This is a genomic window from Microcoleus asticus IPMA8 (genome assembly GCF_013179805.1).
Classification (GTDB): Bacteria; Cyanobacteriota; Cyanobacteriia; order Cyanobacteriales; family Microcoleaceae; genus Microcoleus; species Microcoleus asticus.
Genome location: NZ_SRRZ01000135.1, coordinates 1 through 19,819, shown reverse-complemented (window position 1 = coordinate 19,819; position 19,819 = coordinate 1). Strand labels below are relative to the sequence as shown.

The following is a 19,819-nucleotide window of genomic DNA, read 5'->3' as shown; positions in this document are numbered from 1 at the left end:
ATTTCAATTGTTTGCTAAATATAATCTTTTCAATTTTCCTAACTTGAAAAGATTTGATGCCTTTTCACAATTCATTTAGGATTGCTATATAAATCAGCACTACCACCCAGTAGTAAGCCACGGCAACGTGTTGAGCGATGAAGCGATCGATCCAGAGGCGATCGCCCCTCAGTGATTCCATAATTAACAAATGATGCAATTCGTTCCAGGTTTCAGCAAAGTGAACTTTCAACAAATCAGCTTTGCGCCAGTAACCCAGCGTCTCGTAAAGATGCAGCACTGATAGATAGGAAAAGTAAGGCACGCGGGCGATGGTTTCCAGCATATAAAACCGAGGGTAGGAACGATTTCCGTAGACGACATCTACAAGGAAAACAAAAAAACCAACTATCAATCGAATCAAAACTTTCATGGTGCATTCCTCAAAAATTGAATACATTACCAGGGGTTCAGATCCCCGAATTCTCTGAGAAGTTGGGGTTCTGACTTGTACCTACTTACGCCAGTAGTTGTTGGCAGCAGCGACTGTGGCAAATTCTATAGCGACAACGTGACCAACTGCAATCAGCATCATGGCATCATTGCCATAAACCTCTCGTAACTGTTTGCGCTTTTCTTCATCAGGCTGAGTCATTTTGATAATCAGCCGTGCCATTTTGACTGCCAGTTGCCGTCCCTCTTCAGGGGTTTCTGTCAAAAGCGAGTTATTGGGAACTAATGTAACTTCGGGTGGTGTTACAACAGATGGATTGTTGGGAGGCATTATATTATCCATGTCAAAATCTCATGAGTTAGTGTCTTTTTTAGAACAGCAGCATTGGTTATCCAAGACCTCCCTAAGTTGATCTGCTTCGATCGTACAATGGCATTTCAACGGCTTCTATGAGCTAGCTCAAACTTGAATCAACTCGCCGATAGTTTTCGGTTACTTCTCTAAAGATATCTCCTGGCAAATCCGCTCTAGCTTTTCTGGATTCCGCACACTGTAAATAGACTGAATACAGCCATCCACAATCTCAAACGTCATCACACTGTGAATGCGGCCATCCAGATATTGGATCATGCCGAGTTGTCCGTTGATATCGGCTAAGTGAGAGACAGAATTAAGCAGCCATTTGCGACGAATGGCTAACAGCATCCGAGCCACCTTTACTGCTCCATGTATCGGCTTGAGGGCTGCAACCACCTTGCCGCCGCCATCTGAACAAAACGTCACATCCTTCGCCAGCAGCAGCAACAAATCTTGCAAATCCCCCTTGGTGGAGGCATCTAAAAATTGGGCTGTAATCTGCTTTTGTTGAGGCCGAGAAACTGGGAAACGAGGACGTTGGTCGGCAAGATGCTGCTTCGCCCGTCGCAGGATTTGGCGACAGTTGGTGGGACTCTTGCCGATCATCTGACCGATTTCGTCATAGTCATACTCGAAGACATCGCGGAGTAGAAATACTGCCCGTTCGATCGGAGATAAACGCTCCATTACAGTTAAAAATGCGATCGAGAGCGAGTCTGCTAATTCCATTAGATCGGTTGAATTTTCGGATTGTTGCGTTAACATCGGTTCTGGTAGCCAGGTACCGACGTATTGTTCTCGTTGGACACGCGCCGATCGCAAATGATCGATGCAGAGACGAGTAGTAATAGTTGTCAGATAAGTCTTTGCCGATCGCACCGTGGAGCTCGCCGTCTGTTGCCAGCGCAGGAAGGTTTCTTGTACCATATCTTCGGCATCTGTGACAGTTCCCAGCATTCGGTAGGCGATCGAGAACAGCAACGGACGATGGTGGTTAAAGTCATCCAGAGAACTCATAAAGCCCCCTGCTCTTGTTGCTGAATAGTTCTCAATGCCCAGAAGCCAATTCCCGAGCCTAATCCATCCACAATTAATATCAGGATAGCTGTGACTTGGAACACCAAACCCCAGCCTTCAAAGGCAACTTGAGACACATGATCGGGACCGATCGCGATGAAATGATTGTAAAGCCCAAACAGGAGCGATCCAGCCATTGAACTGAGTAAGAGCCAGCTACCAATGCGATAGAACTGTGTCCAAAGCAAAACGGCTGCAATGATGGGAATTAGAAAAATCACCGTACCCACAAACAAACTCTGAAGCAGAGAGAGGGGAATTGGGATTTCCAAATGCGCTAAACCATGCAGTCCGTTTGCGATCGCATGGATGACCGCGATCGTTGTTCCATATTGAGCAATCTTCATTTTATTTCTCCCTGATTAGAAAGCTTTCTAGACAACTCCTAGTGTTAGCCCGATCGAGATTAAATTGTCAGTTGGCCCTCTTCAACGGCAGTTTTAACAAGCCATTCCAACGATCGCGGTTGAAAATTTAGTTCGCGTTTTGCCTTACCATTGGAAACACCTCGTAACTGGGTGCCATAGTAGACAGCATCTCCACCACTGATTCGCAGAGCATCCTCAACTGATACCTGCGGTGGCGGTGGAGCATTGAGCCACTGGGCATAAGCAGGAAGCCACACGCGCACCTCTAAGGGTCGATCGTCCGCAATCAAGTAAATACCGGGATTTCCTCGATCGACTGCCGCCACCGTCGCGAAGGCCGCATCCTCAATGTGAACCCAAGACCATACACCTTCGCCATTTCCGACGATCGGGAATTGTTGCTGCCGCACCTGTTCGGCAACGTCTCCATCGGTTGCGTACCAAGTGCCGGGCCCGTAGAAAAAGCCGTAACGCAGGACAATTCCTTCTAGATTGGGGTTCCCTAGCAAGCGATGTTCAATCTCCTTCAGGGTGAGGGTTCCATCTGCAACTGCGGGCGAAGCATCTAAGGCTAGGGGTGTTTCTTCATCGGCCAATCCTGTACCGGGAATCGCCCAAAAGGCGATCGACTGCCGGATGTAACGACGCACACCAGCCGCTTGCGCTGCCGCTAGGACATTTGCACCTCCTTCGAGACGGATGCGATCGTTCAGTGCTGCTGCCGCCTGCATTGTCTCAGGTGTGTAGGTTTTAGGCAGAGAGGTGAGTTGTTCGATTACAACTTCCGGTTGAGCGCGAATCACAGCAGCTTTGACAGCATCTGCATCGAAGACATCTGCGATCGCAGGTTCCACACCTTGTTCAGCTAAAATCCGTGCTTTTTCTGGAGTGCGGGTCAACGCCACTACATCATGTCCTGCGCTGTGCAATTGGGCGAGTAGCGGACGACCGATCGCTCCCGTTGCACCTGCAACAAAAATTCTCATCTAGGAACCTCCTGTTGAAGCCTTTGAGGTATTTATAGATAAGACGAATCCCCAACGATAAATGCTATTATTTCGGTGGCTGGGAATAAGCGCTGCATACTGCGCGCGGGCTACCAGCCGCCCAGCTTCGCCCTACCGGTTGCAACCTACTTAAAGCCCTATCAGGGATTGAAACTCAGTAGTGAAATATTAGGACGACCCCTAGGGTTCGTGTTGCAACCTACTTAAAGCCCTATCAGGGATTAGCAAACGCTATATATGGTGTTGAGGTGCAGCTGCATCAACACCATATATAGCGTTTACAACTTTAATATTTCACAGTGAGCGGCAGACTTTTCACGCCCAAGTTTGCAATCGACGCCATTCGATCGCAAAACCACCGCCAGCCTTCCTGATTTTTTAGAACTACGCACCCAGCGCTGCCGGGGTGGTTAGCGTCAAAGTGCAGCCCTAGCTCGGCTCTCGTTCCATGCTCTGACACTACCGGATCGGGCGTGATGTGGAAAAAATCGCCTTCTACGCCGCGAGTTTCGAGGTAATAAGGCTCGCTTGGGATTTCATATTCCCCAGCGGGGATAGGCCCTTTACCGCGCACCCATTCGTCGCCGGGTCGCTGCCAGTCCGCGCAGCCTGAAGTTGCCACGTAGTCGATCGCCTCGCCGCTGGGATAAATCAACTGCAAATTGCCGTAAATTAGCTCTGGAGATTGAGCTAAATTCATCGTAAAAATTAATTCGTGCATATATCTAATTTGTTGCGAAGTCTCGTAATTAAAAGTTGAAGGTAATCTAGTGAGTGCTGCCCCGACACTTTTTCTCTAAAGCCGACTGAAATCATCGCTTCTATGTGTCCGTATTCGCGATTTAGAGATTGAATACAGTCGAGCAATTCGGAGCGAGTGACTTCCGTTTTATTCAATAATTGAATTGCGTTAAATGCTGGCATTGTGCGACGACTGCTTGGGCGGAGAAACTAACAATCCCACTAATCCGGTAACAATTGGAGCCAGCACAGGTACTAAAGGTATAGGGTTCTTGTCTTGCACTACTAACACTATAGAAGCAGCACTAAGCATCAAGATAGAGACACCTAAACAGGCAACAGTAAAGCGGTAAGAGTATTTGTCCATTCAGTTAAAATCTGTGCGCGGGGGTTTGTTCTCTTCCGGGAAAGATTGAGAGCGACGCATTTCTAAAACTCTTTTGATGTCGCGAACATCGGTTTTGAGTTCCCCAATTTCTACTAAGTTGTGATTAATATTCTGTTTTGTTTTTTGCTCAAATTTATGTCCGTCGGCAATTTCTTCTCTAATGTCGGTAATAATGTCTTGAATGCGTTCTATTTTTGCGTCAATTCTCGATTCTGCTCGCAGTGTAGCAAAAGAGAAACCTCCAGCAGCAGCAGCTCCACCACCACCAATTATTAAAATGATAATTTCAAGTAATTCTTTGGTGGTCATGATTTAACGCATTTAACCTACTCGCGAAAATATTCTTCCAGTTTATATTCATGACGCTTAACCTGCTTGAGTCCAAACTCGGTTGACTTTTACAAACTGTCTATCTTTGATTCGATAGAATTTAATTGTTGGCTGAGTGCTGCTATAGCAGTCAACTCGGTTGTTGATACATTTCCTTGATATTCCCAAACAACTAATTTAATTTGCCTGTGCCAGCGATGACATAAAAATGCGATCGCAAAGTCTGCAACTCCAATATCGAGAAAAGGTACTATCTGCGTGCGCCCTAAAATTATTCGCCGACTCGAAGCATAACTGGTAGGGCTGCCGCCGACAGTTAGAGGCAAAGATATGCTTTGACTCAAATAACCAGCGCTGAACCATCCCGGCTTGGCCAGCGGATTACTTGCATAAACCGCCAATAACGATTTATGCAGAATAATTGGGCATTTTTGTTCGGGAATGCGAATGTAACTGTCAGTTTCTACGTCCGACCCTAACGTTTGAGCAGAAACGTCGAGTTCCCAAACAGGCGTCCACAAATTGGGGTCGTTGAGATTGACAATTAAACTCACAAAAAAAGACCTATTTTTTCCAAATTCTCTTCAACCTCGTCCGCATATTGGTCGATGTCGATTTCTGTAGTTTCCGCTAAGTCAAGAAAATCTCCCCCGGATATACGCCCCTCCAAGAATAATTTTGAGTGCTGGCTAATTTGTTTGGATAAATTCCACCGATACTCAATTTCTTCTTGAGAGGAGTCCAAATCAACGACTATTTGCAATGCCGATTTGATTCGACCGATAGCTTCAAAAGTCATTTTAATTTTTAGAATGCTGGAGCAACAGCGTCGCCGGTAAAGCCTGGTTGGCTTCTTTCCGATCGGTAAAGCTCCGGCTCGAAAGAAAGTCGCTTTTTCCCCGCATAAGTCGCGGCTCCAACCGCTAACTTGATCGCGTTTTCAGCATCTTTATAGTCGATATCCGCGATGGTTGTTTGAGTAGATGCAGGATCTTTAGCATCCGTTTGAACCGTTGAACTGCCTCTACCAAAAGGAACAGAGCCGCTGCGGCCCCCTTTGTAATTTCGGGGACGACCTGTAAAAGCAGACGTTCCTGCCGTGTTTGCAACGGCGTTTTGAGGAATTAGGGTTATTCGTGCGATTGCCGGATAAAAACCCGCAGGTGCGTCAGTTACAGTCGGCGTATTGGTTAAATTAAGCCCAAAAATACCATCTAAGTTAGCAATTCCTAGCGTGCCCAGCAAACCCAGGGCGCCGCGGGTCATGGAAGTTCGGACAAAATTACCGCTCGCTCCAGGACTCAGACCAAACGGCACAATCCCTACAGCCCTCCGTTCTTTGTACACCGCTGGGGCTTTTCTTGGCTGCGAGTGAACTCTGTCACCTTTTAAGTAAAGAGCGTAGAGGTCTATTTCAGCCGCCGTCAAAGTTTTTTTAGTGAATCGTCTACCGCGTCGTGCCATTTTCGTTCGCTCTCCCTTTTTTTTTAGACTAGCGAATCCTAAAAGCCTTGTCCAGAGGCTTTTTTAAGCGTTTTTACCGACGGAACCTAATAGGTTTTGGCAAAGTTAGCAGGCGTAGTATTAAGAATTGTTAAGCATTGTAGATGATTCTATTGCCCTTTACTAGCGGAATCGGCGATCGCAACTTTGGCAAGTACAAAATTGCGCTATCAAACACAACGGTAGAGTTAGGTCTGTGAGTTTCGGCTTCCCATTCTTTGCCTAAGAGTTGGAAGTTTGGAGGGTCTTGGGGAAAAGCAAGTTCCGGGACATCGTTCGCCGAGTGTTTGAAGCCGGTAGGGTCAGGGGTAAAATCAAAAATTCTCAGCAATTTCTCGAAAAGTTCTTTGCCTTGTCGGGGAGTTCGCACCAAAGCGTATCCTTCCAACCCTTGAAGCCTCGCTATTTGTCCGGAGTATGAGAGGCACTCGCGCCCCTTTTGCCACCGGTACAACTCCGGCGAAGCAAATTCGTCTCGAATCTTGGTCGCCCACCGCCGAACATCGCTATTGCTGATAAGTTCGGCTAAGCCGCGCTGCACAATTTCTAAATCGTCAGAATATCCCGCGCAGCGGATTGTCTTTTCGCCCCTGACTCGACTTCTCGGCTCTCCTGTAGGTTTTCGTCTTACGCTGCTGCTTAATTCAACAAAATTTAGCACGATGGCCGGCCACCCTTTTAATAATGGCTTGCTATTTTTACCTGAAATATTAATGCCGCCGTTGCCATTGCTTTGCCATTCGTACTGGACGATTTGATTGATTATTTGCAAATCAGTTCCGCTAAAAATTACAGAATCAGATTCGCTGTTTCGGTCGCGCCAGTATTCTATGGTTTTATATTTTGGTTTTTTGTCGGTCAATCGGGGCAACCACTCTCGGTAACGCGGGCGAGATTCTGTTACGCGCCAAGGAGATACACCCGATAATTGGTAATTGGTTTCTATTCTTTCCGACAACAGCGGAAAGCCTTTTTCCCACCCTTCCCACCATTCCTCGAAGTCGATTTTTTCGCGCTCCAATAAATCGTAAAGCGCCAGAAATAACGCACCGTTGGCAGCAAGGTCTTCTTCTCTACCCGATAGCGTGTAGATTTCCTGGTCTTTTTTCTTGTTAGGTTTAACCTGAATCACCCTGTACGGCCACTTGCTAGCAGTAGGGGTAATTGCTTCTCTAAGCCTGTCTTCCCAAGTCATAACGCTTCACCTATCCAAACGCGGTTGACAGTACAAAAACTCCCTCTTGGCAGCTTTCGAGAAATTCTTCCCACAATTCCTCAAAAAATTCTTGTATATTTTTGTCTGAAATCGTTTGAATAACAGCCTTAACGCCGCTGTTGATGCTCCAAGGTTTAGCATCAGGCGCCCCCCATTTGTCGAGCCAACTCGCTACAGTTTCCCCGACAAAAGGAATTTTCTTAATTCCTGGTGACAAACTTTTTAAGAACTTTCTGGCGTTCTTAAAAATCTGCACAAAAGCAGCCGTTGAACCTACTCGAATCGTCGCGTTAATTAAATTTCTAATTTGCGGTAAAGCTTCCTCGTAAAGTTCTTCGTTTACTTCTTTGATAGCGGCCAATTTAGACGGGTTTACCCGGACAATGCTCGCTCCTGGAGCGATACCGCAAAGAGCTGTTCCCAGCAGCGAACCCAAAGAACTGCCCGCAACGCTCCAAAGTTGAGCTTGAGCGGCTGCAATTCTTTTGTCCAAAGCTTCGTCGGTTTGATTCCAGTTGAAATTGATCAGCTGCATCGCTTTGCCAGCGCACCACCTCATAACAGCGCCGACAGTTACACCCGCTATCAGGCGCGACACCAACGCGCCGGGGTGTCCCAGCAGGTAAAGTCCCCGACTGCCGACCGCCTGACCTACCGCCACAGCTCCGGCGCGCAAGCTGCCCAAAACTCCTAGCGATCGGCAAGCTGTAATAAGCGAACTCAAAGATTGATAGGCGCCAACAACGGCGCGCCCGCCCAAATAAATAAAAACGCCGCCTAGCGTTACGCCCGCAGATGCCCCCACCGGATCGGCTGCGTACCAGTCGCCAAGCTTTACGTCTCCGATTTGAATGTTGCCGATAACATCCCCGATAAATGCTGTAGCAGAGTTGAAAAAATCGCCTAGTTTGTCCGTCCAGGATTTTTCGGCAGTCCCGTTAAAATAATCCGAAGTTGTTTGTCCGTCTCGTATTTGCATGATTAATCCGCTTTTGGGTCTTTAGTGTCGATTTCTCGAATAGTTGGGTTTTGTGTTGCCGGTCGCCCGTAAGGCTCCAGAGAATTAGATTCTGGGAATCTCAAAGATTCGCTCTCTAAGTTGTCGGTGTACCCTTTTTCAGCGCTAGATATCCAGTTGTCTAAGTCGCCGATTCCCAAGCCTTCTCTGATGTCTCGCTTCATTAAAAATGAAGCGAGTTTTTGAGCGATACCTGCTGCATCTACTACCCGATCGAGAGCGCTTTCGGTAGCCACCTCTGTTACGGCTGCCGCGCTTGCAGAGCTGTGTTTGAGAATTTCTATCAACGCTTCTTTAAGGGTTTTTGGATCTTTCTTCGCATCTACCGACCCAAACTTGACTGTATTGACCTCTAATTCTGAATTTTGTAAAAGTTTTCCCGAAAGTTCCTCTATTTCTGATTCTGTATTCTTGGTGGGAAAGTTAGTTTTTGCTTGCCCAAAACCGTACTTGATCCACCATTGTTCAATCACCGAACGATCTTGCCCTGCGAACGGGTCGAACGGAATCGGAATTTTGCTAACCTCTTCTGTTATGTCAAAGCCCAAATATTCGGTTATAGCTTCTAAGTATTTAGTGCTCTTGGCAATCATTTGAAATGCCATTATGTCTAAATACGTTCGGCGAAGGTCGTAGTTCGATCCCATATCCCCGTCCCCTTCTACATCTAGAATTTGTTGGAGAATGACTCGCAGCATATCTGCTTGAGAGTGAATATCCGTTGTTATCGGCTTGTCATCTTTTATTGCCGGGTTTGCTGCCTTGATTGTTATTTTTTGAGGCCAGTAACCCATATCCTTGTCACTTTTGCGAATCATGTATTCGCAAAGATGTATCAAGTTCCCCACTCGTAATTGCCCTTTGCCATTGGGATATATCCATCTGGCAGGAATAGAACTGTCTTTCAATTCAGCTATTGGCAGAATTCGCTCTAGCCTGTTTATCGCTTCGACTGTGTAGCGGACGGCATCGGTTAAGCTGCGAACTTCTAAGCGCTTCTCTTTGATAATTCCGTCATCTGTATTCAGCCAGAAATCATTTGGATCGGGATACGCGAAGTCGGGGTTTTTTCCAGACAGCCACGACAAAAGATTACCTTCAGATTGGCGCAGTTTGCCTTCAGAATCTTTGAGAAATTCTCTTGTACCGAGTACGCGCTCTAATCGCTCTGACTGAGCACCTATTACAAGCAAAAGTTCTGCAAGGTTTTTTACAGTAATTTTCTCGTTTTTCTTGGCTTGCACATCCAGCCAGGTTTTGGGAACCTCAAAAGGGAAAGCCATTTTATCCCCTTGAAAAGTTTCGCCCTTGCTTTTGACGCCGGCTAACTGTTCGAGCGGTTCCATCCCCGCTATCGGGCTAACGCCTAAGTGTTTATGAATGCGGCGAAGCATTCGCACGCTATCTCTGCAACAATCGTCCATGTTCTCCTTCCTCGGTGGTGGGTTTGGGAAAGGGGAAGGAGAAAGAGAAGGAGAAGGAGAAGTCAAAGGAGTAGGAGAATTGTCAGGTGAGTAACATATTCCATCACTAATTGTGAATTTATTAATTCCAATTTGAGTGTCACTCCAAAAATTAAATCCTCCTGTTTGCGAATCCCAAGGCTTATTCATAACATTGGTGATATATGCGTATATCTCAGATTCTTTTCCTTCTATACACCAGGCAGTTTCGCCCCTACCCTCGTAATAAGCATTTGCTATATTAATTTGATAGCCTGGAGGTCTAAAAAATCTACCCGAGAATTGTGCGGGCCTGTCAGTGTAATCGATAGTATATTGAATGCTTGTTCGCTGCCCTGTAGTAGGATTAAAGTTCCATTGAGTAGCTTTTGTGGATTCAGTATAGGTAGGATATTGTTTGCTGAAATCGGCTTTTACCGTGGTTGTTAATTCTAGTTCTGACCAATTGGCAGTAAAGCCTACAAATCCTCGCCTTGTATACCGTTGTAGATTTAAAATTATTCGACAAAAATTGTTACTGCCAATAGGTAGAGTAACGGGGTCATTGATGCCTTCCCCAGGCGTCGGTGTTGGCGTCGGTGTTGGCTGTTTCGGCGGAAAACCCAAACCCAAACTAATTTCAATCGGAGTAAACGGAATTTGCAAAGAAATTCCAACGCCTACAGAGCCATCTTTCGCGACAGAAACTTCAGCGCCGACACCCGCAACCTCGCCGCCGATCGCAATTTGCTCTATCTCTCCTGTACTCGTATTTATAGTGACGCCGCCGCTAATACCTAAAATCCCGCCGGGAATTTCCGCACCAGTTGCGATAGAAATTGTGCTTTTTGTAGGATCTTCAAAATTTGGGTTGCCGCTGATGTCGAGCCGGATCGGGCTTAACTCGACGCTGACGCCGCCGGTGACGGTCATGCCGCCGATGTTCGCCACTTCTTCAGTAATGCCTATGCCGCCAGAACTTATTGACGGCGTAGTTTTTCGGCCCATATCAATGCCGCTATCTTTGCCGAGGTCGATCGCGCTTGACCCCCTGGTAGCGCTCGGCGACAGCGAAGACTTAGAGCTCACCCTAGACATAGCTAGCCTCTAACCCGCATATCCGCGAGCTGCCGCCATCTGCGATCGCCCAAAGCTCTCCGGTCAGCGTCTGCTCGGTCAAGTTGCCGCCGCCGTTAGGGGCTAGATAAATCCCCGTGCCGATCGCAACGCTGGAATTTCCGGCAATCCAAATCGGTACGTTCCCGGTGTTCGTGGCGTACAGGATCGCCCGGTTTGCGTTGGCAGTTCGGAAGCGCGTCGGAGCTCCGGTGGGGATATCGATTCCGTAAGGTAATCCCGCGCCGATCGCCCTTACTTGCGGTTTAGCAATCAAATCAATGTTAAATCGATAATCGCCTTCAAAATTGATATAATCGCCGCTGCCTAGTACGCCGTGCCCGTAGTTGTAAATAGAAATACCCAACCGATCGTCGGGGCTTAACAGTTTTAATTGATTGATAGTTAAATAGGGTATTACAAAAGGAATTGTCGTCTCCCTCCCCTTATTTTGCAATCTGGCTGTAGCCAAAATAGACCACGCGCCGCTCCCTTTCTTGGCGTGAAATCTTAACCCTACAAATGGATAATCTTCCTCGACCGCAAGCATCGCAGCGATTTTTTCTGCTGCGTTCATCTCGGGAAATATTTCTGGGTAAGGCGCTTGTTGGTAAGAAGGCAGATAAATTGCGCCGCTCAAAGCTTCGAGATAAAAGCTTTTTCCCAAGTAGTAAGAAGTTGACAAAGTATCGTATTCCGCGAAGGCCTCCGCGCAATTTAAAATTTCAATAATTCCCGTGCCGTCGGTCGCGGTAATACTGCGGCGAAAAGTTTTAGTATTTTCAAGTTGATTTTCGGCCATTAATTTAGAAACACCTTTCCTTCGATTACGCTGCCGCCGCCGGGCAAGCTGATTACTTCGATTGGGAATTCGAGCAAAGCGCTAAAAGTGGCGTTGCTTCCCCCGCTTGCTGCCAATGTGTGGGTGCATCTGGTGATCACGGTTTTATCGGGATTGGGGTATAGCCTTTTGGCGGGGTCGAGTTCAAGCAGCTTAAGGGCTACTACCCCTTCCATTGCTGCTTGCGCCAAGTTTGGAGCGCTGCTGTCGCCGCCAGTGCCGCTGGCAAATGTGGAGCCAGTCAAATAATGGCTTGCGGTGTAAGTTGTAACCCCCCCCGCGGCGTTAGCTGCCACCACATTTAAGAGCAAGTCAATGCTTGCAGTTTTTGTCGATAAATTTGCGGTAATTGTGATCCGATCGGTTCTCTCGGCAACTCTTGTCAGGTTGTTTTCTTCTTCTTCAAGGCGAGCTAATATTCCATATACGTACCGCTCCTTGCTTGCAGCACCTTGCGGACTGGCGTGAGAGGTTCCCGTCACAGAAGCACCAGCACCAGAAGCGTGATCCGCCATAACAATTTAAAATATAATCTTACTTTTCAAGTTTAAGTAACAAATTGTTTCTCAAAGTTGAGGTAACAAAAGCTTAAGAAGTTGCTGAAATAGATAAAACAACAACCTTCGCCACTTTTAAAACAACGTGACAGCAAAGGTTGTGCGCGCTACGATAGAAACAACAGCCGAAGGGTTGTTCTTATTGCAGTATTTGTACGGAATCGACAACTGTGAAAATCGCAGGAATTGGGCAAGCCACGCCTTTAACTCAAATAACTTTTAACCAAATCAGCAACCAATTCACGGCGGATGTCTATAAACTTTTTTTAGGAATCTCTTGGTACACTGGGGAGAGGCCGGGAGCTATTTTAAAAATAGATGTTAGCCACATCTACCAAAACGCAGCGACGCGCCAACCGCGTGACACAGTGCTTTATCCTGCGCGCAACCGCAAGGACAGGCAAACTCGCGAGCTGACTATACACCGCGCGCTCAAATTAATACTTGCTGCTTACCAGCCGCCGGAAACAGGATTTTTGTTTCCCTCTTTATATAGGGCCGACAAGCATTTGAGCCAACAGGCAGTAGACAAAGCTTTTAGACGTGCGGTCAAAAAAGCAGGTTTAGAATACCAAGGCTTCAGTCTGTACTCGGCGCGTCGCGGTTTTATTACTCATTTGAACGAGCAAGGATGCAGCCTAAAAGTAATCCAAAAAGCGACAGGACACAGAAGTATCTCTTCATTAATGCGGTATGTTGAAGTTTCAGATTTACAAGTGAAAAACGCAATTGATAATTTTTAAAGACTAAAATTATGACTTTATTTAATCCCAGCCAGGTACAAGCACAGCAACAAACAACCAAGTTTCCTAGCGGAAGCAGCATAACAGAATTTGCACTGACAGCGACACCGACGACTGTTTTGCCCGATCGCGGTACCGCTCAAAACAGGCGCGGTTTGATGGTTTTCAACGACGGCACTGCTAACGCGCTGGTTTCTATCGGGACAACTATTTCAGCCACTAATTTTACTGCCGAATTGTTGCCGGGGGGATATTTTGAAGACTCCCCCGCAGCCCCGTGGCAAGGGCCTGTTTTGATGAGAAGCACAAACAGCCCTACGAGCATAAACGTCACCGAGCTAGTAATTATCTGATGCCTCCTCTTAGCAATCCGATTACCGAGCCGCAAATTCCCCAACCGATTGCCCGCGATGCCGAAGTAACGGCGGCAATTAACGCGCATTTGGCGGCGAGCGACCCCCACGCTCAGTATTTATTGCAATCCGAAGGCGACGCTCGGTACGAATACCGGGCGGGGCTTGCTTCTAAATCGATTGCAGGGCCGTTAAACTACCCTGCCAATACTTGGTCGTCGCTGGGGACTTTTCCTGGATTCCCTTTTGGCGTGCAGGGGTCGCCTTCAGCGATAGTGGTCGGCATCAGTTTCAATGTTGATGTTGTTTCACCTTGGCAGCAAAGCGTGTGCGCGGGTCTTTTGGGGCCTTGTTGGTGGCAGCCTGCGAGCGTAGCGGATCAAGGGGTAAGGGTTCCGTTGGAAGTTCACAATTTATCTGGATTTTTTATCAATCTTCGGGCGGGTCGGTTCAGTCAAGACTTGCGCGACCTTCAAATCAATCCAGAAAGCGCGATTTTAATTCCCAGTACGGGACGTGTAGAGATTAGCTTAAAAAGGTTTTTTTAACGCCGCCAGAACTCCGAAGGGTAGCGGCAATTTCGGCGGGGGGGATTCCGGCCGCCAGGAGCGATCGCACTTCTTGCACTTTTGCCTGCGCGATCGGCGAGTCGGTATTGCCTCCCCGGATGTGCACTTGTCTTACCTTGCCGCCGTCCTTGTAAGACAGTCGGTAATACTCGCCGCTTCTGGCTGTTCCCCTGGGCTTGTAAGTAGAGATTGCATTGAGTGTGAAAGAGTCATCACCGAGCGGGTCTGTTGATTCTCCAACGGCGACCTCTGCGGGGGTTGGAGAATCAATCTCGCGGGGTGGCAAATTTGATTCTCCAACCGCGTCAAGCTGAGCGATTGCATTGGTTTCACAGGTTGGGAGAATTGATTCTGTAACCGCAGGCTCAACAGGGGTTACAGAATCATTTTTGTCAGTGGGGGGAAGGGCAAGCTTGACTTCGGAAGGGTAGAGATAATCCCACTGACTCGCGAAGGGATTCCAGAATTGCAGCCCCCCATCTGTCGGATCGACGGCGTGGATTTTATAGATATGACCGCATTTGACGTGTTTTGCGATCGCGGGTGTCTTACGGATTTTTACCCAGTCACCAGGCTTGTAAAAACTTCCTGTTTCTGCAATTTCAAAAAGCGATAACTGGCTAACCATCGCCGCTAACTCCTTCTACTCTCAGCAAGCCTTGGAATATGCAGTTAAATTTCTCTTGGAAATAATGGAGTTCGTAGGGCTGCAACTCCATCCGCTGCGAGCGGTGGCCGTTGAGTTCGCGAAAGTCAATCCCGCGAGCTAAATTCTCGCGGCAAACCTTGCAGTATTCCCGCAGCAGCCCGGTGAATTCAATGTAGGCGTGGCAATCGGTAGCGGTGGCCAGCATATAGAATTGATTCGCCGCGGCTTCCATCCGATCGAGACTTTCTTCTGGTGTTAAGGTCATAAGTTTCTTATTTCCAAGCTATTCAATCGCTCGACAATTTTTCTGTGGCTGTCAGTCAGTCTGTGAACTTCGATCGCCTGTTCGGTGACAAACTCCATCAGCGCGGCAAGATGTTCTTCGATGTCGTACACTTCATCATTTTTTAGCTTGATGTGGACTTCGCCCGATTCTGGATTTTGTACGATTTTCATAGACTGAAACTCTCTGGCGGGAATGTCTCAGCAGGGAATTCTTCAGTAGGGAAATTTTGCAGCCGATCGCCTTTGATGACCGATTCGACTAGCGCCTCGTTGGTTGGATACTTGCCAACCCAAGTTTGGTAATCCCGCGTCGGATGCTCTGCAATTTCCCACATCTCGCCGCCGATGTTCCTGATGAACAATTTCACGCACCGGCCCGCCACGTAATCAAGGTCTAGAATGCCGTCCTCCAGGTCGATATCTCCGAGTTTTATATCCAGTTCCTTTAAGGCTTCAAGATAACCTAGCCCGAGAGGTCGCGAGTATCGAATTGCGTTCACTGCGATTTGTATAACTTCTTGCTCGGTCGCTTTGAATTGAAAAGTCATTTTTTTACTGTCTAGTGTTTGTCTAGCAAGCCGATCGCACTTCACGACGATCGGCAAATTCCTACATATCGAGTTCAAACCCTTCGCTCTCCAGATTCCGCTGGAGCTGGTACATCATCGCAGCACCGGCGGCCAAAGTTTTGGGGTCGATATCTTCATCGCCCGCCACAACTTCCGCTCTCTTGTAACCGGTGCAGCGGCAGCCGAGGTTTTGCAGAAATCTCTCGCAGAATTCCTCGCACTGCTGCCAGGGTTCTTCCTCTGTTCCGTCTGGCACTAGGATGTCGTCTTCTGGGTTCCAGCCGCGTTCGAGCACTTTGTAAATTTCGGAGGTTTCGCTGAACAGGTTTTGAATTTGGCGGGCGGTTTGGATCGCAATCTCGGTAAAAATATCCCCCCCGATGGCCGGGTTCCGACACGCCAATTGAATGTGGCTGATGATGGCGAGCGCTGCGATGGGCGGAAGCTCTACAGTTGCCGGGGGGAAGTCTTGCATTCGGTTCAATTCATCGGCGTATTTATCGAAGTCGAGGGGAGTTTTCATTGTGTCTACTGTTTGTCTACTGTTTGTCTACAAAACGTCTAGCAGCCGATCGCACTTCACGACGATCGGCATTGTCTTACTGTCTTACTGTCCGCTCACAGCTTCCTTGAACTGCTTGCCTGCTGAAAATGCAGGAACTACAGTCGCCGGAATTTCCATCTTGTCCCCAGTTTTGGGATTGCGACCCTCACGAGCTTTGCGCTCCCTCGCTTCCCAAGAGCCGAATCCGACGATCGTTACTTTCTCGCGGTCGGCGACTGCCTGAGTGATGATATCGGTTAAAGCGTCCAGCAGTGCATTAGCCACTTTTTTGGTGGTGTCGGCCTTCGTTGCCAGCAAGTCCACCAGTTCTCCTTTGTTCATGAGTGCGATCGCCCTTTGGTCATTAGTTATTAGTCATTAGTAACGCAAAACCAGCCCCCGACATGGAAGCTGGCTTCTGTTGCGATTATTCTGCAGGGGCTTCCCCGCCGTTCTGGTTGGATGATTCTGCTTGTTGTTGCAGTAGCGCCTGCTGCTGTTGCTGCATCAATTGCTGTTGCTGCTGCTGTAACTCTTTGAGTTTGACTAGATTGTCGAGCTTTTGCTTGTACTCTTCAGCTTCCGACCGATACCAGACGATGCACTCCTGACTCTTGACCAACTGCTTTTTAGCATCGTCGATTAGCTGGTCAATAACTCCCCCAAAGGGGTCGAAATCTCCAATTCCCTGCGAGCTATTTTCTCTATCAAGTTCGAGGAGCTGAGTCCCAAGCCTTGTGCCAGCTCCTGCAAGAGCTGTGCTCCTGTAGGTGTCAGAGTGAAAACTTTGTCCACCCTCCTCTCCCCGTATTCCCGATGTTGTGCTTTCTTGACCTTGCCCATGCTGCTCTTGATTCATAACGACTTCCTTAAAATATTACCAAAATCACCTAGGTCATGTTGACATAATTGCCTAGGTGATTTTATGATATACCAAGATAACCTAGGTTATCAAGATTTCAGAGCATACCCAGAATCAATCGGGCGGGAGTGCAGACCCGCCCTTTCCCCTAACCTATGTACAGCTTAGAAAACCTTCAACAGAAGAATCTCAAGGAACTCAAGGAAATCGGTCAGCAGATGAACGCGCTCCCGGAGGGCGACAGACGATGCCGCCAAAACTGGATTGATGCCATCGCCGGAGTGCAGCCCCCGCTGCAACTGCTGGAAGCTTCCACCGCAGAGGTCGAACCGGTTCAGGAGGCGATCGAAATTCAAGCCCAGGAGCCGATCGCCGAATCCCCTCCTGAAGCGCTCGAATGTCCGAGTTGTGGCGCTGTTCGCGGATTATTCACAACCAAGGATTACTACGATAGACCTGTAATTCGCTGCCTGCATTGCGACTACGGCAGATTCAAAAACTACCCCGGCGCAATTCAAATTCCCGTTCGAGAAACGATCGCACAATTGGCTGAAAACTTCCCCGGTGTCAAATTCGATCGAGCAGCCAGCACAGCGCTCCGAGCTAGCGTTTTCGAGTTTGTCCCAGAAATGCCAGACCCCGGCCGTTTTAATAATGGAATTTACTTTTATCAGGTACTGGCTGATTATTACGATCGTTATCCGTGCGGCCGATACCGCGACGGCAAATACAAAGTCAACACCAAGATTTTCCTCGGTCTTCATTTCAAAGCTTCCCCCGCGGAGGTCAAACCGATTGCCGAGGCGATCGAAGTTGAAGCCCAGGAGCTGATCGCACAAACAGAAAAAACAACACCGGGGGAAACTGATGGAAATACGGCAGAGACAGATGGAAGTACAACCGCCACACTTGTACGATTGTGTGCTGATTTACATAACCAATGCCTGGATACCGCCGAACTACATGGAGGTAGCGGCGGCACTGAAAGCAGCAATTCCCAACACAAAGAAGGCGATCGAGTATTGGCGCTGGCAGGGAATAGTGAAAGAGATAAAGGGCGAGCTTTACGCAGTCAGCCAGATGAACTAGCGACCACATTCAACGAAGAACAGCCGCCCAACCGAGGCGAGGGCAAGGGGCGGCTGGAAAGTCAGTCAAAATTGAGCCAAAGTGCGATCGGCTTTTGTGCTTCCCCGGTGACTTTCTCCCCTAAGTTTCTCGCGACCTACCCGCCCTACTTCGGCGAAGTTCACTACAAAGCAGAAGCCACCGGGCAACTCAACTTGCTCGAACCGAAAACAGACGGCGAGCCGCCAGACTTTGATGATTTTGCAAACATCGATGCGTTTAACGAGGCGATGGCTCGCTGGGATGCCGAAAATCCCGAATCGCTTGCTGCGTCTATGGATTCGATGTGCGAGTGGGCACCGTGTCCGCACGAATGGTACGAGCCAGAAACCGAAAATCTGCCATTAAAAGCTTCATCCATGATGGAACTGTCACCGTCGGCGATTGAAAGTTCCAGCACTTTTTCTATCCCAACTTTTGACGCTTGGTGCGATCGCCCGAACCGACAAAACGACAGCGACGAACCGCCCGACACAGGGAATTTTGCCCGACGGCCGGGGCCCAAACCGCCGAAATTTCCACCAAGGGCGATCGGGCAAACACAGACTGACCGGGCATCCCGAAACTATCCCGAAACTATCCCGAAACTATTTAACAGTATCGCCGCTGGTAGCAGTCAGCCAGGGCGATCGCCTCCGGGGGGTGATGTTATGTAAAAACCATTTGCTGCGTACAGCATTGATTTCATCACCCTTCTGAATCAGAGTTACGCGATCGCCACTCCAACCCGGCGATCGCTTCTTCCCTCCTTCGCTGTTATGAAAGCCCATTGGTATCGCTCCTGTACAACGGATACGAACCTGACAACACCGTCAAACTAACGGGTGAATTAGTTGGTGACTCTTATGTAGTTTTTGAAATGTGGGGGTCGCTCACTTTCAAAGACGGACACTTCTTTGCATCAATTCATAGAAATGATAACGGAGAGTTTGTTTGGAGGATCGACGACAGAACAGGTCGTGTAACTACCTTTATGGATGCCTGGGAATTGATGCCAGCCGTCATCAAAAACCCCGATCATTGGGACGAGTCAGACATGATTTATCACGATTAACAGCTGCCAACAATGGAAACAATCGAAAACCAAATTGATTGGTACGCACAACCAAAAGAATGCTTTTTTGACTACAAGGGTAACGACTGTCCTGCGTGGGCTTTAGGTCAAATCCGTCTGCCTTTAGCCCCCCGTACATATCTGTTTATTTTAGTTGGAGATTTTGCCTGCGAACTTCACTGGTTTTCTTCCGATAAAGTCTCATTCAATCCCCGCATTCCTTGGAGCGATTCGCACAGAGAACGCGCTTACTCTTTACTAACTACTGACAAATGGAAATCACTGCCAATTTATACTCCGAATTCCAGCCGCTCCTAGACTTTGAAGAAGAAACCCTTGGAGCCGTCCCTTATAACGATTTAGCCGATTTAACCCGCGAGATTAAACTGTCATTCTTGGATTTTGTAAGACAGGGTGTCATGCTTGCTGTCATACGCCGCAACCGCTTGTACAAGCGGCAATTTAAGGACTTTGCCGAATACTGCAAACTTGCCCTCGGACGTTCGCCGATTTACTGCAAGCGGATTATTGAGGCCGCGCAAACCACGATCGAACTGATAAAAGCCGGGTTTAAAATCTTGCCTACATCGGTAAGCCAAGCGCTGCCGCTGGTGAAATTTACCAAACCCGACGGCGCGGGCAACCGCGAGCTAGAAAACAAATGGCAAT

The 19,819-nt window shown here is 48.1% G+C and carries 31 protein-coding genes and 1 pseudogene; 7 read left to right on the top strand and 25 right to left on the bottom strand.

Features of this window, described 5'->3' with window-relative positions:
* Positions 1 to 64: 64 nt before the first annotated feature.
* The 17 genes from E5S67_RS26605 to E5S67_RS26530 form a co-directional block, all read right to left on the bottom strand.
* Positions 65 to 412 carry an alternative oxidase gene (locus E5S67_RS26605; RefSeq protein WP_246276992.1) on the bottom strand — a complete coding sequence of 116 codons (348 nt, stop codon included), beginning with the start codon at positions 410 to 412 and terminating at the stop codon, positions 65 to 67.
* Positions 413 to 493: 81 nt separating this feature from the next.
* Positions 494 to 775 carry a hexameric tyrosine-coordinated heme protein gene (locus E5S67_RS26600; RefSeq protein ID WP_172191666.1) on the bottom strand — a complete coding sequence of 94 codons (282 nt, stop codon included), beginning with the start codon at positions 773 to 775 and terminating at the stop codon, positions 494 to 496.
* Positions 776 to 925: 150 nt separating this feature from the next.
* Positions 926 to 1,807 (bottom strand): RNA polymerase sigma-70 factor, encoded by an 882-nt coding sequence (locus tag E5S67_RS26595; RefSeq protein WP_172191665.1) that lies wholly within the window; start codon positions 1,805 to 1,807, stop codon positions 926 to 928.
* Positions 1,804 to 2,214, bottom strand: coding sequence for a hypothetical protein (locus E5S67_RS26590; protein ID WP_172191664.1), 411 nt, complete (start codon positions 2,212 to 2,214; stop codon positions 1,804 to 1,806). Before E5S67_RS26590 ends, E5S67_RS26595 begins: the two co-directional genes overlap by 4 nt.
* Before the next feature lie 59 nt (positions 2,215 to 2,273).
* The gene (locus E5S67_RS26585; protein ID WP_172191663.1) at positions 2,274 to 3,221 is read right to left on the bottom strand and encodes an NAD-dependent epimerase/dehydratase family protein; all 948 of its coding nucleotides are present in this window, start codon (positions 3,219 to 3,221) and stop codon (positions 2,274 to 2,276) included.
* Positions 3,222 to 3,528: 307 nt separating this feature from the next.
* A complete protein-coding gene (locus E5S67_RS26580; protein ID WP_172191662.1) occupies positions 3,529 to 3,963 on the bottom strand; it encodes a hypothetical protein in 435 nt (144 codons plus the stop codon).
* On the bottom strand, positions 3,951 to 4,166 hold the full coding sequence (locus E5S67_RS32745; RefSeq protein ID WP_216670733.1) for a hypothetical protein: 216 nt from the start codon (positions 4,164 to 4,166) through the stop codon (positions 3,951 to 3,953). Before E5S67_RS32745 ends, E5S67_RS26580 begins: the two co-directional genes overlap by 13 nt.
* Positions 4,153 to 4,350: a hypothetical protein gene (locus E5S67_RS26575; RefSeq protein ID WP_172191661.1), complete on the bottom strand. Its 198-nt coding sequence runs from the start codon at positions 4,348 to 4,350 to the stop codon at positions 4,153 to 4,155. Before E5S67_RS26575 ends, E5S67_RS32745 begins: the two co-directional genes overlap by 14 nt.
* Positions 4,351 to 4,680 (bottom strand): hypothetical protein, encoded by a 330-nt coding sequence (locus E5S67_RS26570; RefSeq protein WP_172191660.1) that lies wholly within the window; start codon positions 4,678 to 4,680, stop codon positions 4,351 to 4,353.
* Positions 4,681 to 4,769: 89 nt separating this feature from the next.
* Positions 4,770 to 5,255 carry a hypothetical protein gene (locus E5S67_RS26565; protein WP_172191659.1) on the bottom strand — a complete coding sequence of 162 codons (486 nt, stop codon included), beginning with the start codon at positions 5,253 to 5,255 and terminating at the stop codon, positions 4,770 to 4,772.
* Entirely contained in the window at positions 5,252 to 5,500 is a 249-nt protein-coding gene (locus tag E5S67_RS26560) for a hypothetical protein (RefSeq protein ID WP_172191657.1), read from the bottom strand. The genes E5S67_RS26565 and E5S67_RS26560 overlap by 4 nt, the downstream gene beginning before the upstream one ends.
* A gap of 8 nt (positions 5,501 to 5,508) precedes the next feature.
* A complete protein-coding gene (locus E5S67_RS26555; protein ID WP_172191655.1) occupies positions 5,509 to 6,165 on the bottom strand; it encodes a hypothetical protein in 657 nt (218 codons plus the stop codon).
* A gap of 130 nt (positions 6,166 to 6,295) precedes the next feature.
* Positions 6,296 to 7,399, bottom strand: coding sequence for a hypothetical protein (locus tag E5S67_RS26550; RefSeq protein ID WP_172191653.1), 1,104 nt, complete (start codon positions 7,397 to 7,399; stop codon positions 6,296 to 6,298).
* Positions 7,400 to 7,409: 10 nt separating this feature from the next.
* The gene (locus tag E5S67_RS26545; protein ID WP_172191651.1) at positions 7,410 to 8,399 is read right to left on the bottom strand and encodes a hypothetical protein; all 990 of its coding nucleotides are present in this window, start codon (positions 8,397 to 8,399) and stop codon (positions 7,410 to 7,412) included.
* Between the two features lie 2 nt (positions 8,400 to 8,401).
* Positions 8,402 to 10,978: a hypothetical protein gene (locus E5S67_RS26540; protein ID WP_172191649.1), complete on the bottom strand. Its 2,577-nt coding sequence runs from the start codon at positions 10,976 to 10,978 to the stop codon at positions 8,402 to 8,404.
* Positions 10,971 to 11,798 (bottom strand): hypothetical protein, encoded by an 828-nt coding sequence (locus E5S67_RS26535; protein ID WP_172191647.1) that lies wholly within the window; start codon positions 11,796 to 11,798, stop codon positions 10,971 to 10,973. The genes E5S67_RS26540 and E5S67_RS26535 overlap by 8 nt, the downstream gene beginning before the upstream one ends.
* Complete coding sequence (locus E5S67_RS26530; RefSeq protein WP_172191645.1) at positions 11,798 to 12,352, bottom strand: hypothetical protein; 555 nt, start codon at positions 12,350 to 12,352, stop codon at positions 11,798 to 11,800. Before E5S67_RS26530 ends, E5S67_RS26535 begins: the two co-directional genes overlap by 1 nt.
* Positions 12,353 to 12,564: 212 nt before the next feature.
* On the opposite strand from E5S67_RS26530, the gene E5S67_RS26525 reads away from it, so the two are divergent.
* Genes E5S67_RS26525 through E5S67_RS26515 form a run of 3 tightly spaced genes read left to right on the top strand, consistent with a single transcriptional unit; the run spans position 12,565 to position 14,038 of the window.
* Positions 12,565 to 13,137, top strand: a complete 573-nt coding sequence (locus E5S67_RS26525) for a tyrosine-type recombinase/integrase (protein WP_172191643.1) — start codon at positions 12,565 to 12,567, stop codon at positions 13,135 to 13,137.
* Positions 13,138 to 13,148: 11 nt separating this feature from the next.
* Positions 13,149 to 13,490 carry a hypothetical protein gene (locus E5S67_RS26520; RefSeq protein ID WP_172191641.1) on the top strand — a complete coding sequence of 114 codons (342 nt, stop codon included), beginning with the start codon at positions 13,149 to 13,151 and terminating at the stop codon, positions 13,488 to 13,490.
* Entirely contained in the window at positions 13,490 to 14,038 is a 549-nt protein-coding gene (locus tag E5S67_RS26515) for a hypothetical protein (RefSeq protein ID WP_172191639.1), read from the top strand. Before E5S67_RS26520 ends, E5S67_RS26515 begins: the two co-directional genes overlap by 1 nt.
* On the opposite strand, the gene E5S67_RS26510 is transcribed toward E5S67_RS26515, so the two are convergent.
* The 7 genes from E5S67_RS26510 to E5S67_RS26480 all read right to left on the bottom strand — a co-directional run bounded on the left by E5S67_RS26510 (position 14,016) and on the right by E5S67_RS26480 (position 16,965).
* Positions 14,016 to 14,687 carry a hypothetical protein gene (locus E5S67_RS26510; RefSeq protein ID WP_172191637.1) on the bottom strand — a complete coding sequence of 224 codons (672 nt, stop codon included), beginning with the start codon at positions 14,685 to 14,687 and terminating at the stop codon, positions 14,016 to 14,018. The two genes, E5S67_RS26515 and E5S67_RS26510, sit on opposite strands and share 23 nt — an antisense overlap.
* The gene (locus E5S67_RS26505; protein ID WP_172191635.1) at positions 14,680 to 14,973 is read right to left on the bottom strand and encodes a hypothetical protein; all 294 of its coding nucleotides are present in this window, start codon (positions 14,971 to 14,973) and stop codon (positions 14,680 to 14,682) included. Before E5S67_RS26505 ends, E5S67_RS26510 begins: the two co-directional genes overlap by 8 nt.
* Positions 14,970 to 15,164 carry a hypothetical protein gene (locus E5S67_RS26500; protein WP_172191633.1) on the bottom strand — a complete coding sequence of 65 codons (195 nt, stop codon included), beginning with the start codon at positions 15,162 to 15,164 and terminating at the stop codon, positions 14,970 to 14,972. The genes E5S67_RS26505 and E5S67_RS26500 overlap by 4 nt, the downstream gene beginning before the upstream one ends.
* Entirely contained in the window at positions 15,161 to 15,541 is a 381-nt protein-coding gene (locus E5S67_RS26495) for a hypothetical protein (RefSeq protein ID WP_216670732.1), read from the bottom strand. The genes E5S67_RS26500 and E5S67_RS26495 overlap by 4 nt, the downstream gene beginning before the upstream one ends.
* 61 nt (positions 15,542 to 15,602) lie before the next feature.
* Positions 15,603 to 16,085 carry a hypothetical protein gene (locus tag E5S67_RS26490; RefSeq protein ID WP_172191629.1) on the bottom strand — a complete coding sequence of 161 codons (483 nt, stop codon included), beginning with the start codon at positions 16,083 to 16,085 and terminating at the stop codon, positions 15,603 to 15,605.
* Positions 16,086 to 16,169: 84 nt separating this feature from the next.
* On the bottom strand, positions 16,170 to 16,448 hold the full coding sequence (locus tag E5S67_RS26485; RefSeq protein WP_172191627.1) for an HU family DNA-binding protein: 279 nt from the start codon (positions 16,446 to 16,448) through the stop codon (positions 16,170 to 16,172).
* Between the two features lie 85 nt (positions 16,449 to 16,533).
* Positions 16,534 to 16,965 carry a hypothetical protein gene (locus E5S67_RS26480; RefSeq protein ID WP_172191625.1) on the bottom strand — a complete coding sequence of 144 codons (432 nt, stop codon included), beginning with the start codon at positions 16,963 to 16,965 and terminating at the stop codon, positions 16,534 to 16,536.
* A 158-nt stretch (positions 16,966 to 17,123) separates the two neighbouring features.
* On the opposite strand from E5S67_RS26480, the gene E5S67_RS32740 reads away from it, so the two are divergent.
* Complete coding sequence (locus E5S67_RS32740; RefSeq protein WP_216670731.1) at positions 17,124 to 18,752, top strand: hypothetical protein; 1,629 nt, start codon at positions 17,124 to 17,126, stop codon at positions 18,750 to 18,752.
* On the opposite strand, the gene E5S67_RS26470 is transcribed toward E5S67_RS32740, so the two are convergent.
* On the bottom strand, positions 18,684 to 18,866 hold the full coding sequence (locus tag E5S67_RS26470) for a hypothetical protein (RefSeq protein WP_172191623.1): 183 nt from the start codon (positions 18,864 to 18,866) through the stop codon (positions 18,684 to 18,686). The two genes, E5S67_RS32740 and E5S67_RS26470, sit on opposite strands and share 69 nt — an antisense overlap.
* On the opposite strand from E5S67_RS26470, the gene E5S67_RS26465 reads away from it, so the two are divergent.
* The 3 genes and pseudogenes from E5S67_RS26465 to E5S67_RS26455 form a co-directional block, all read left to right on the top strand.
* Entirely contained in the window at positions 18,866 to 19,150 is a 285-nt protein-coding gene (locus E5S67_RS26465; RefSeq protein WP_172191621.1) for a hypothetical protein, read from the top strand. The genes E5S67_RS26470 and E5S67_RS26465 overlap by 1 nt on opposite strands.
* 12 nt (positions 19,151 to 19,162) lie before the next feature.
* Positions 19,163 to 19,468 (top strand): hypothetical protein, encoded by a 306-nt coding sequence (locus E5S67_RS26460; RefSeq protein ID WP_172191619.1) that lies wholly within the window; start codon positions 19,163 to 19,165, stop codon positions 19,466 to 19,468.
* A pseudogene (locus E5S67_RS26455) lies at positions 19,423 to 19,819 on the top strand (hypothetical protein); the annotation flags it as partial. The gene E5S67_RS26460 and the pseudogene E5S67_RS26455, both read left to right, overlap by 46 nt.

Excerpts from the sequence above, each read along its gene's own strand:
- E5S67_RS26605 (WP_246276992.1), bottom strand. The coding sequence starts at position 412 with ATGAAAGTTTTGATTCGATTGATAGTTGGTTTTTTTGTTTTCCTTGTA.
- E5S67_RS26600 (WP_172191666.1), bottom strand. The coding sequence starts at position 775 with ATGGATAATATAATGCCTCCCAACAATCCATCTGTTGTAACACCACCC.
- E5S67_RS26595 (WP_172191665.1), bottom strand. The coding sequence starts at position 1,807 with ATGAGTTCTCTGGATGACTTTAACCACCATCGTCCGTTGCTGTTCTCG.
- E5S67_RS26590 (WP_172191664.1), bottom strand. The coding sequence starts at position 2,214 with ATGAAGATTGCTCAATATGGAACAACGATCGCGGTCATCCATGCGATC.
- E5S67_RS26585 (WP_172191663.1), bottom strand. The coding sequence starts at position 3,221 with ATGAGAATTTTTGTTGCAGGTGCAACGGGAGCGATCGGTCGTCCGCTA.
- E5S67_RS26580 (WP_172191662.1), bottom strand. The coding sequence starts at position 3,963 with ATGCACGAATTAATTTTTACGATGAATTTAGCTCAATCTCCAGAGCTA.
- E5S67_RS32745 (WP_216670733.1), bottom strand. The coding sequence starts at position 4,166 with ATGCCAGCATTTAACGCAATTCAATTATTGAATAAAACGGAAGTCACT.
- E5S67_RS26575 (WP_172191661.1), bottom strand. The coding sequence starts at position 4,350 with ATGGACAAATACTCTTACCGCTTTACTGTTGCCTGTTTAGGTGTCTCT.
- E5S67_RS26570 (WP_172191660.1), bottom strand. The coding sequence starts at position 4,680 with ATGACCACCAAAGAATTACTTGAAATTATCATTTTAATAATTGGTGGT.
- E5S67_RS26560 (WP_172191657.1), bottom strand. The coding sequence starts at position 5,500 with ATGACTTTTGAAGCTATCGGTCGAATCAAATCGGCATTGCAAATAGTC.
- E5S67_RS26555 (WP_172191655.1), bottom strand. The coding sequence starts at position 6,165 with ATGGCACGACGCGGTAGACGATTCACTAAAAAAACTTTGACGGCGGCT.
- E5S67_RS26550 (WP_172191653.1), bottom strand. The coding sequence starts at position 7,399 with ATGACTTGGGAAGACAGGCTTAGAGAAGCAATTACCCCTACTGCTAGC.
- E5S67_RS26545 (WP_172191651.1), bottom strand. The coding sequence starts at position 8,399 with ATGCAAATACGAGACGGACAAACAACTTCGGATTATTTTAACGGGACT.
- E5S67_RS26540 (WP_172191649.1), bottom strand. The coding sequence starts at position 10,978 with ATGTCTAGGGTGAGCTCTAAGTCTTCGCTGTCGCCGAGCGCTACCAGG.
- E5S67_RS26535 (WP_172191647.1), bottom strand. The coding sequence starts at position 11,798 with ATGGCCGAAAATCAACTTGAAAATACTAAAACTTTTCGCCGCAGTATT.
- E5S67_RS26530 (WP_172191645.1), bottom strand. The coding sequence starts at position 12,352 with ATGGCGGATCACGCTTCTGGTGCTGGTGCTTCTGTGACGGGAACCTCT.
- E5S67_RS26520 (WP_172191641.1), top strand. The coding sequence starts at position 13,149 with ATGACTTTATTTAATCCCAGCCAGGTACAAGCACAGCAACAAACAACC.
- E5S67_RS26515 (WP_172191639.1), top strand. The coding sequence starts at position 13,490 with ATGCCTCCTCTTAGCAATCCGATTACCGAGCCGCAAATTCCCCAACCG.
- E5S67_RS26510 (WP_172191637.1), bottom strand. The coding sequence starts at position 14,687 with ATGGTTAGCCAGTTATCGCTTTTTGAAATTGCAGAAACAGGAAGTTTT.
- E5S67_RS26505 (WP_172191635.1), bottom strand. The coding sequence starts at position 14,973 with ATGACCTTAACACCAGAAGAAAGTCTCGATCGGATGGAAGCCGCGGCG.
- E5S67_RS26500 (WP_172191633.1), bottom strand. The coding sequence starts at position 15,164 with ATGAAAATCGTACAAAATCCAGAATCGGGCGAAGTCCACATCAAGCTA.
- E5S67_RS26495 (WP_216670732.1), bottom strand. The coding sequence starts at position 15,541 with ATGACTTTTCAATTCAAAGCGACCGAGCAAGAAGTTATACAAATCGCA.
- E5S67_RS26490 (WP_172191629.1), bottom strand. The coding sequence starts at position 16,085 with ATGAAAACTCCCCTCGACTTCGATAAATACGCCGATGAATTGAACCGA.
- E5S67_RS26485 (WP_172191627.1), bottom strand. The coding sequence starts at position 16,448 with ATGAACAAAGGAGAACTGGTGGACTTGCTGGCAACGAAGGCCGACACC.
- E5S67_RS26480 (WP_172191625.1), bottom strand. The coding sequence starts at position 16,965 with ATGAATCAAGAGCAGCATGGGCAAGGTCAAGAAAGCACAACATCGGGA.
- E5S67_RS32740 (WP_216670731.1), top strand. The coding sequence starts at position 17,124 with ATGTACAGCTTAGAAAACCTTCAACAGAAGAATCTCAAGGAACTCAAG.
- E5S67_RS26470 (WP_172191623.1), bottom strand. The coding sequence starts at position 18,866 with ATGGGCTTTCATAACAGCGAAGGAGGGAAGAAGCGATCGCCGGGTTGG.
- E5S67_RS26460 (WP_172191619.1), top strand. The coding sequence starts at position 19,163 with ATGGAAACAATCGAAAACCAAATTGATTGGTACGCACAACCAAAAGAA.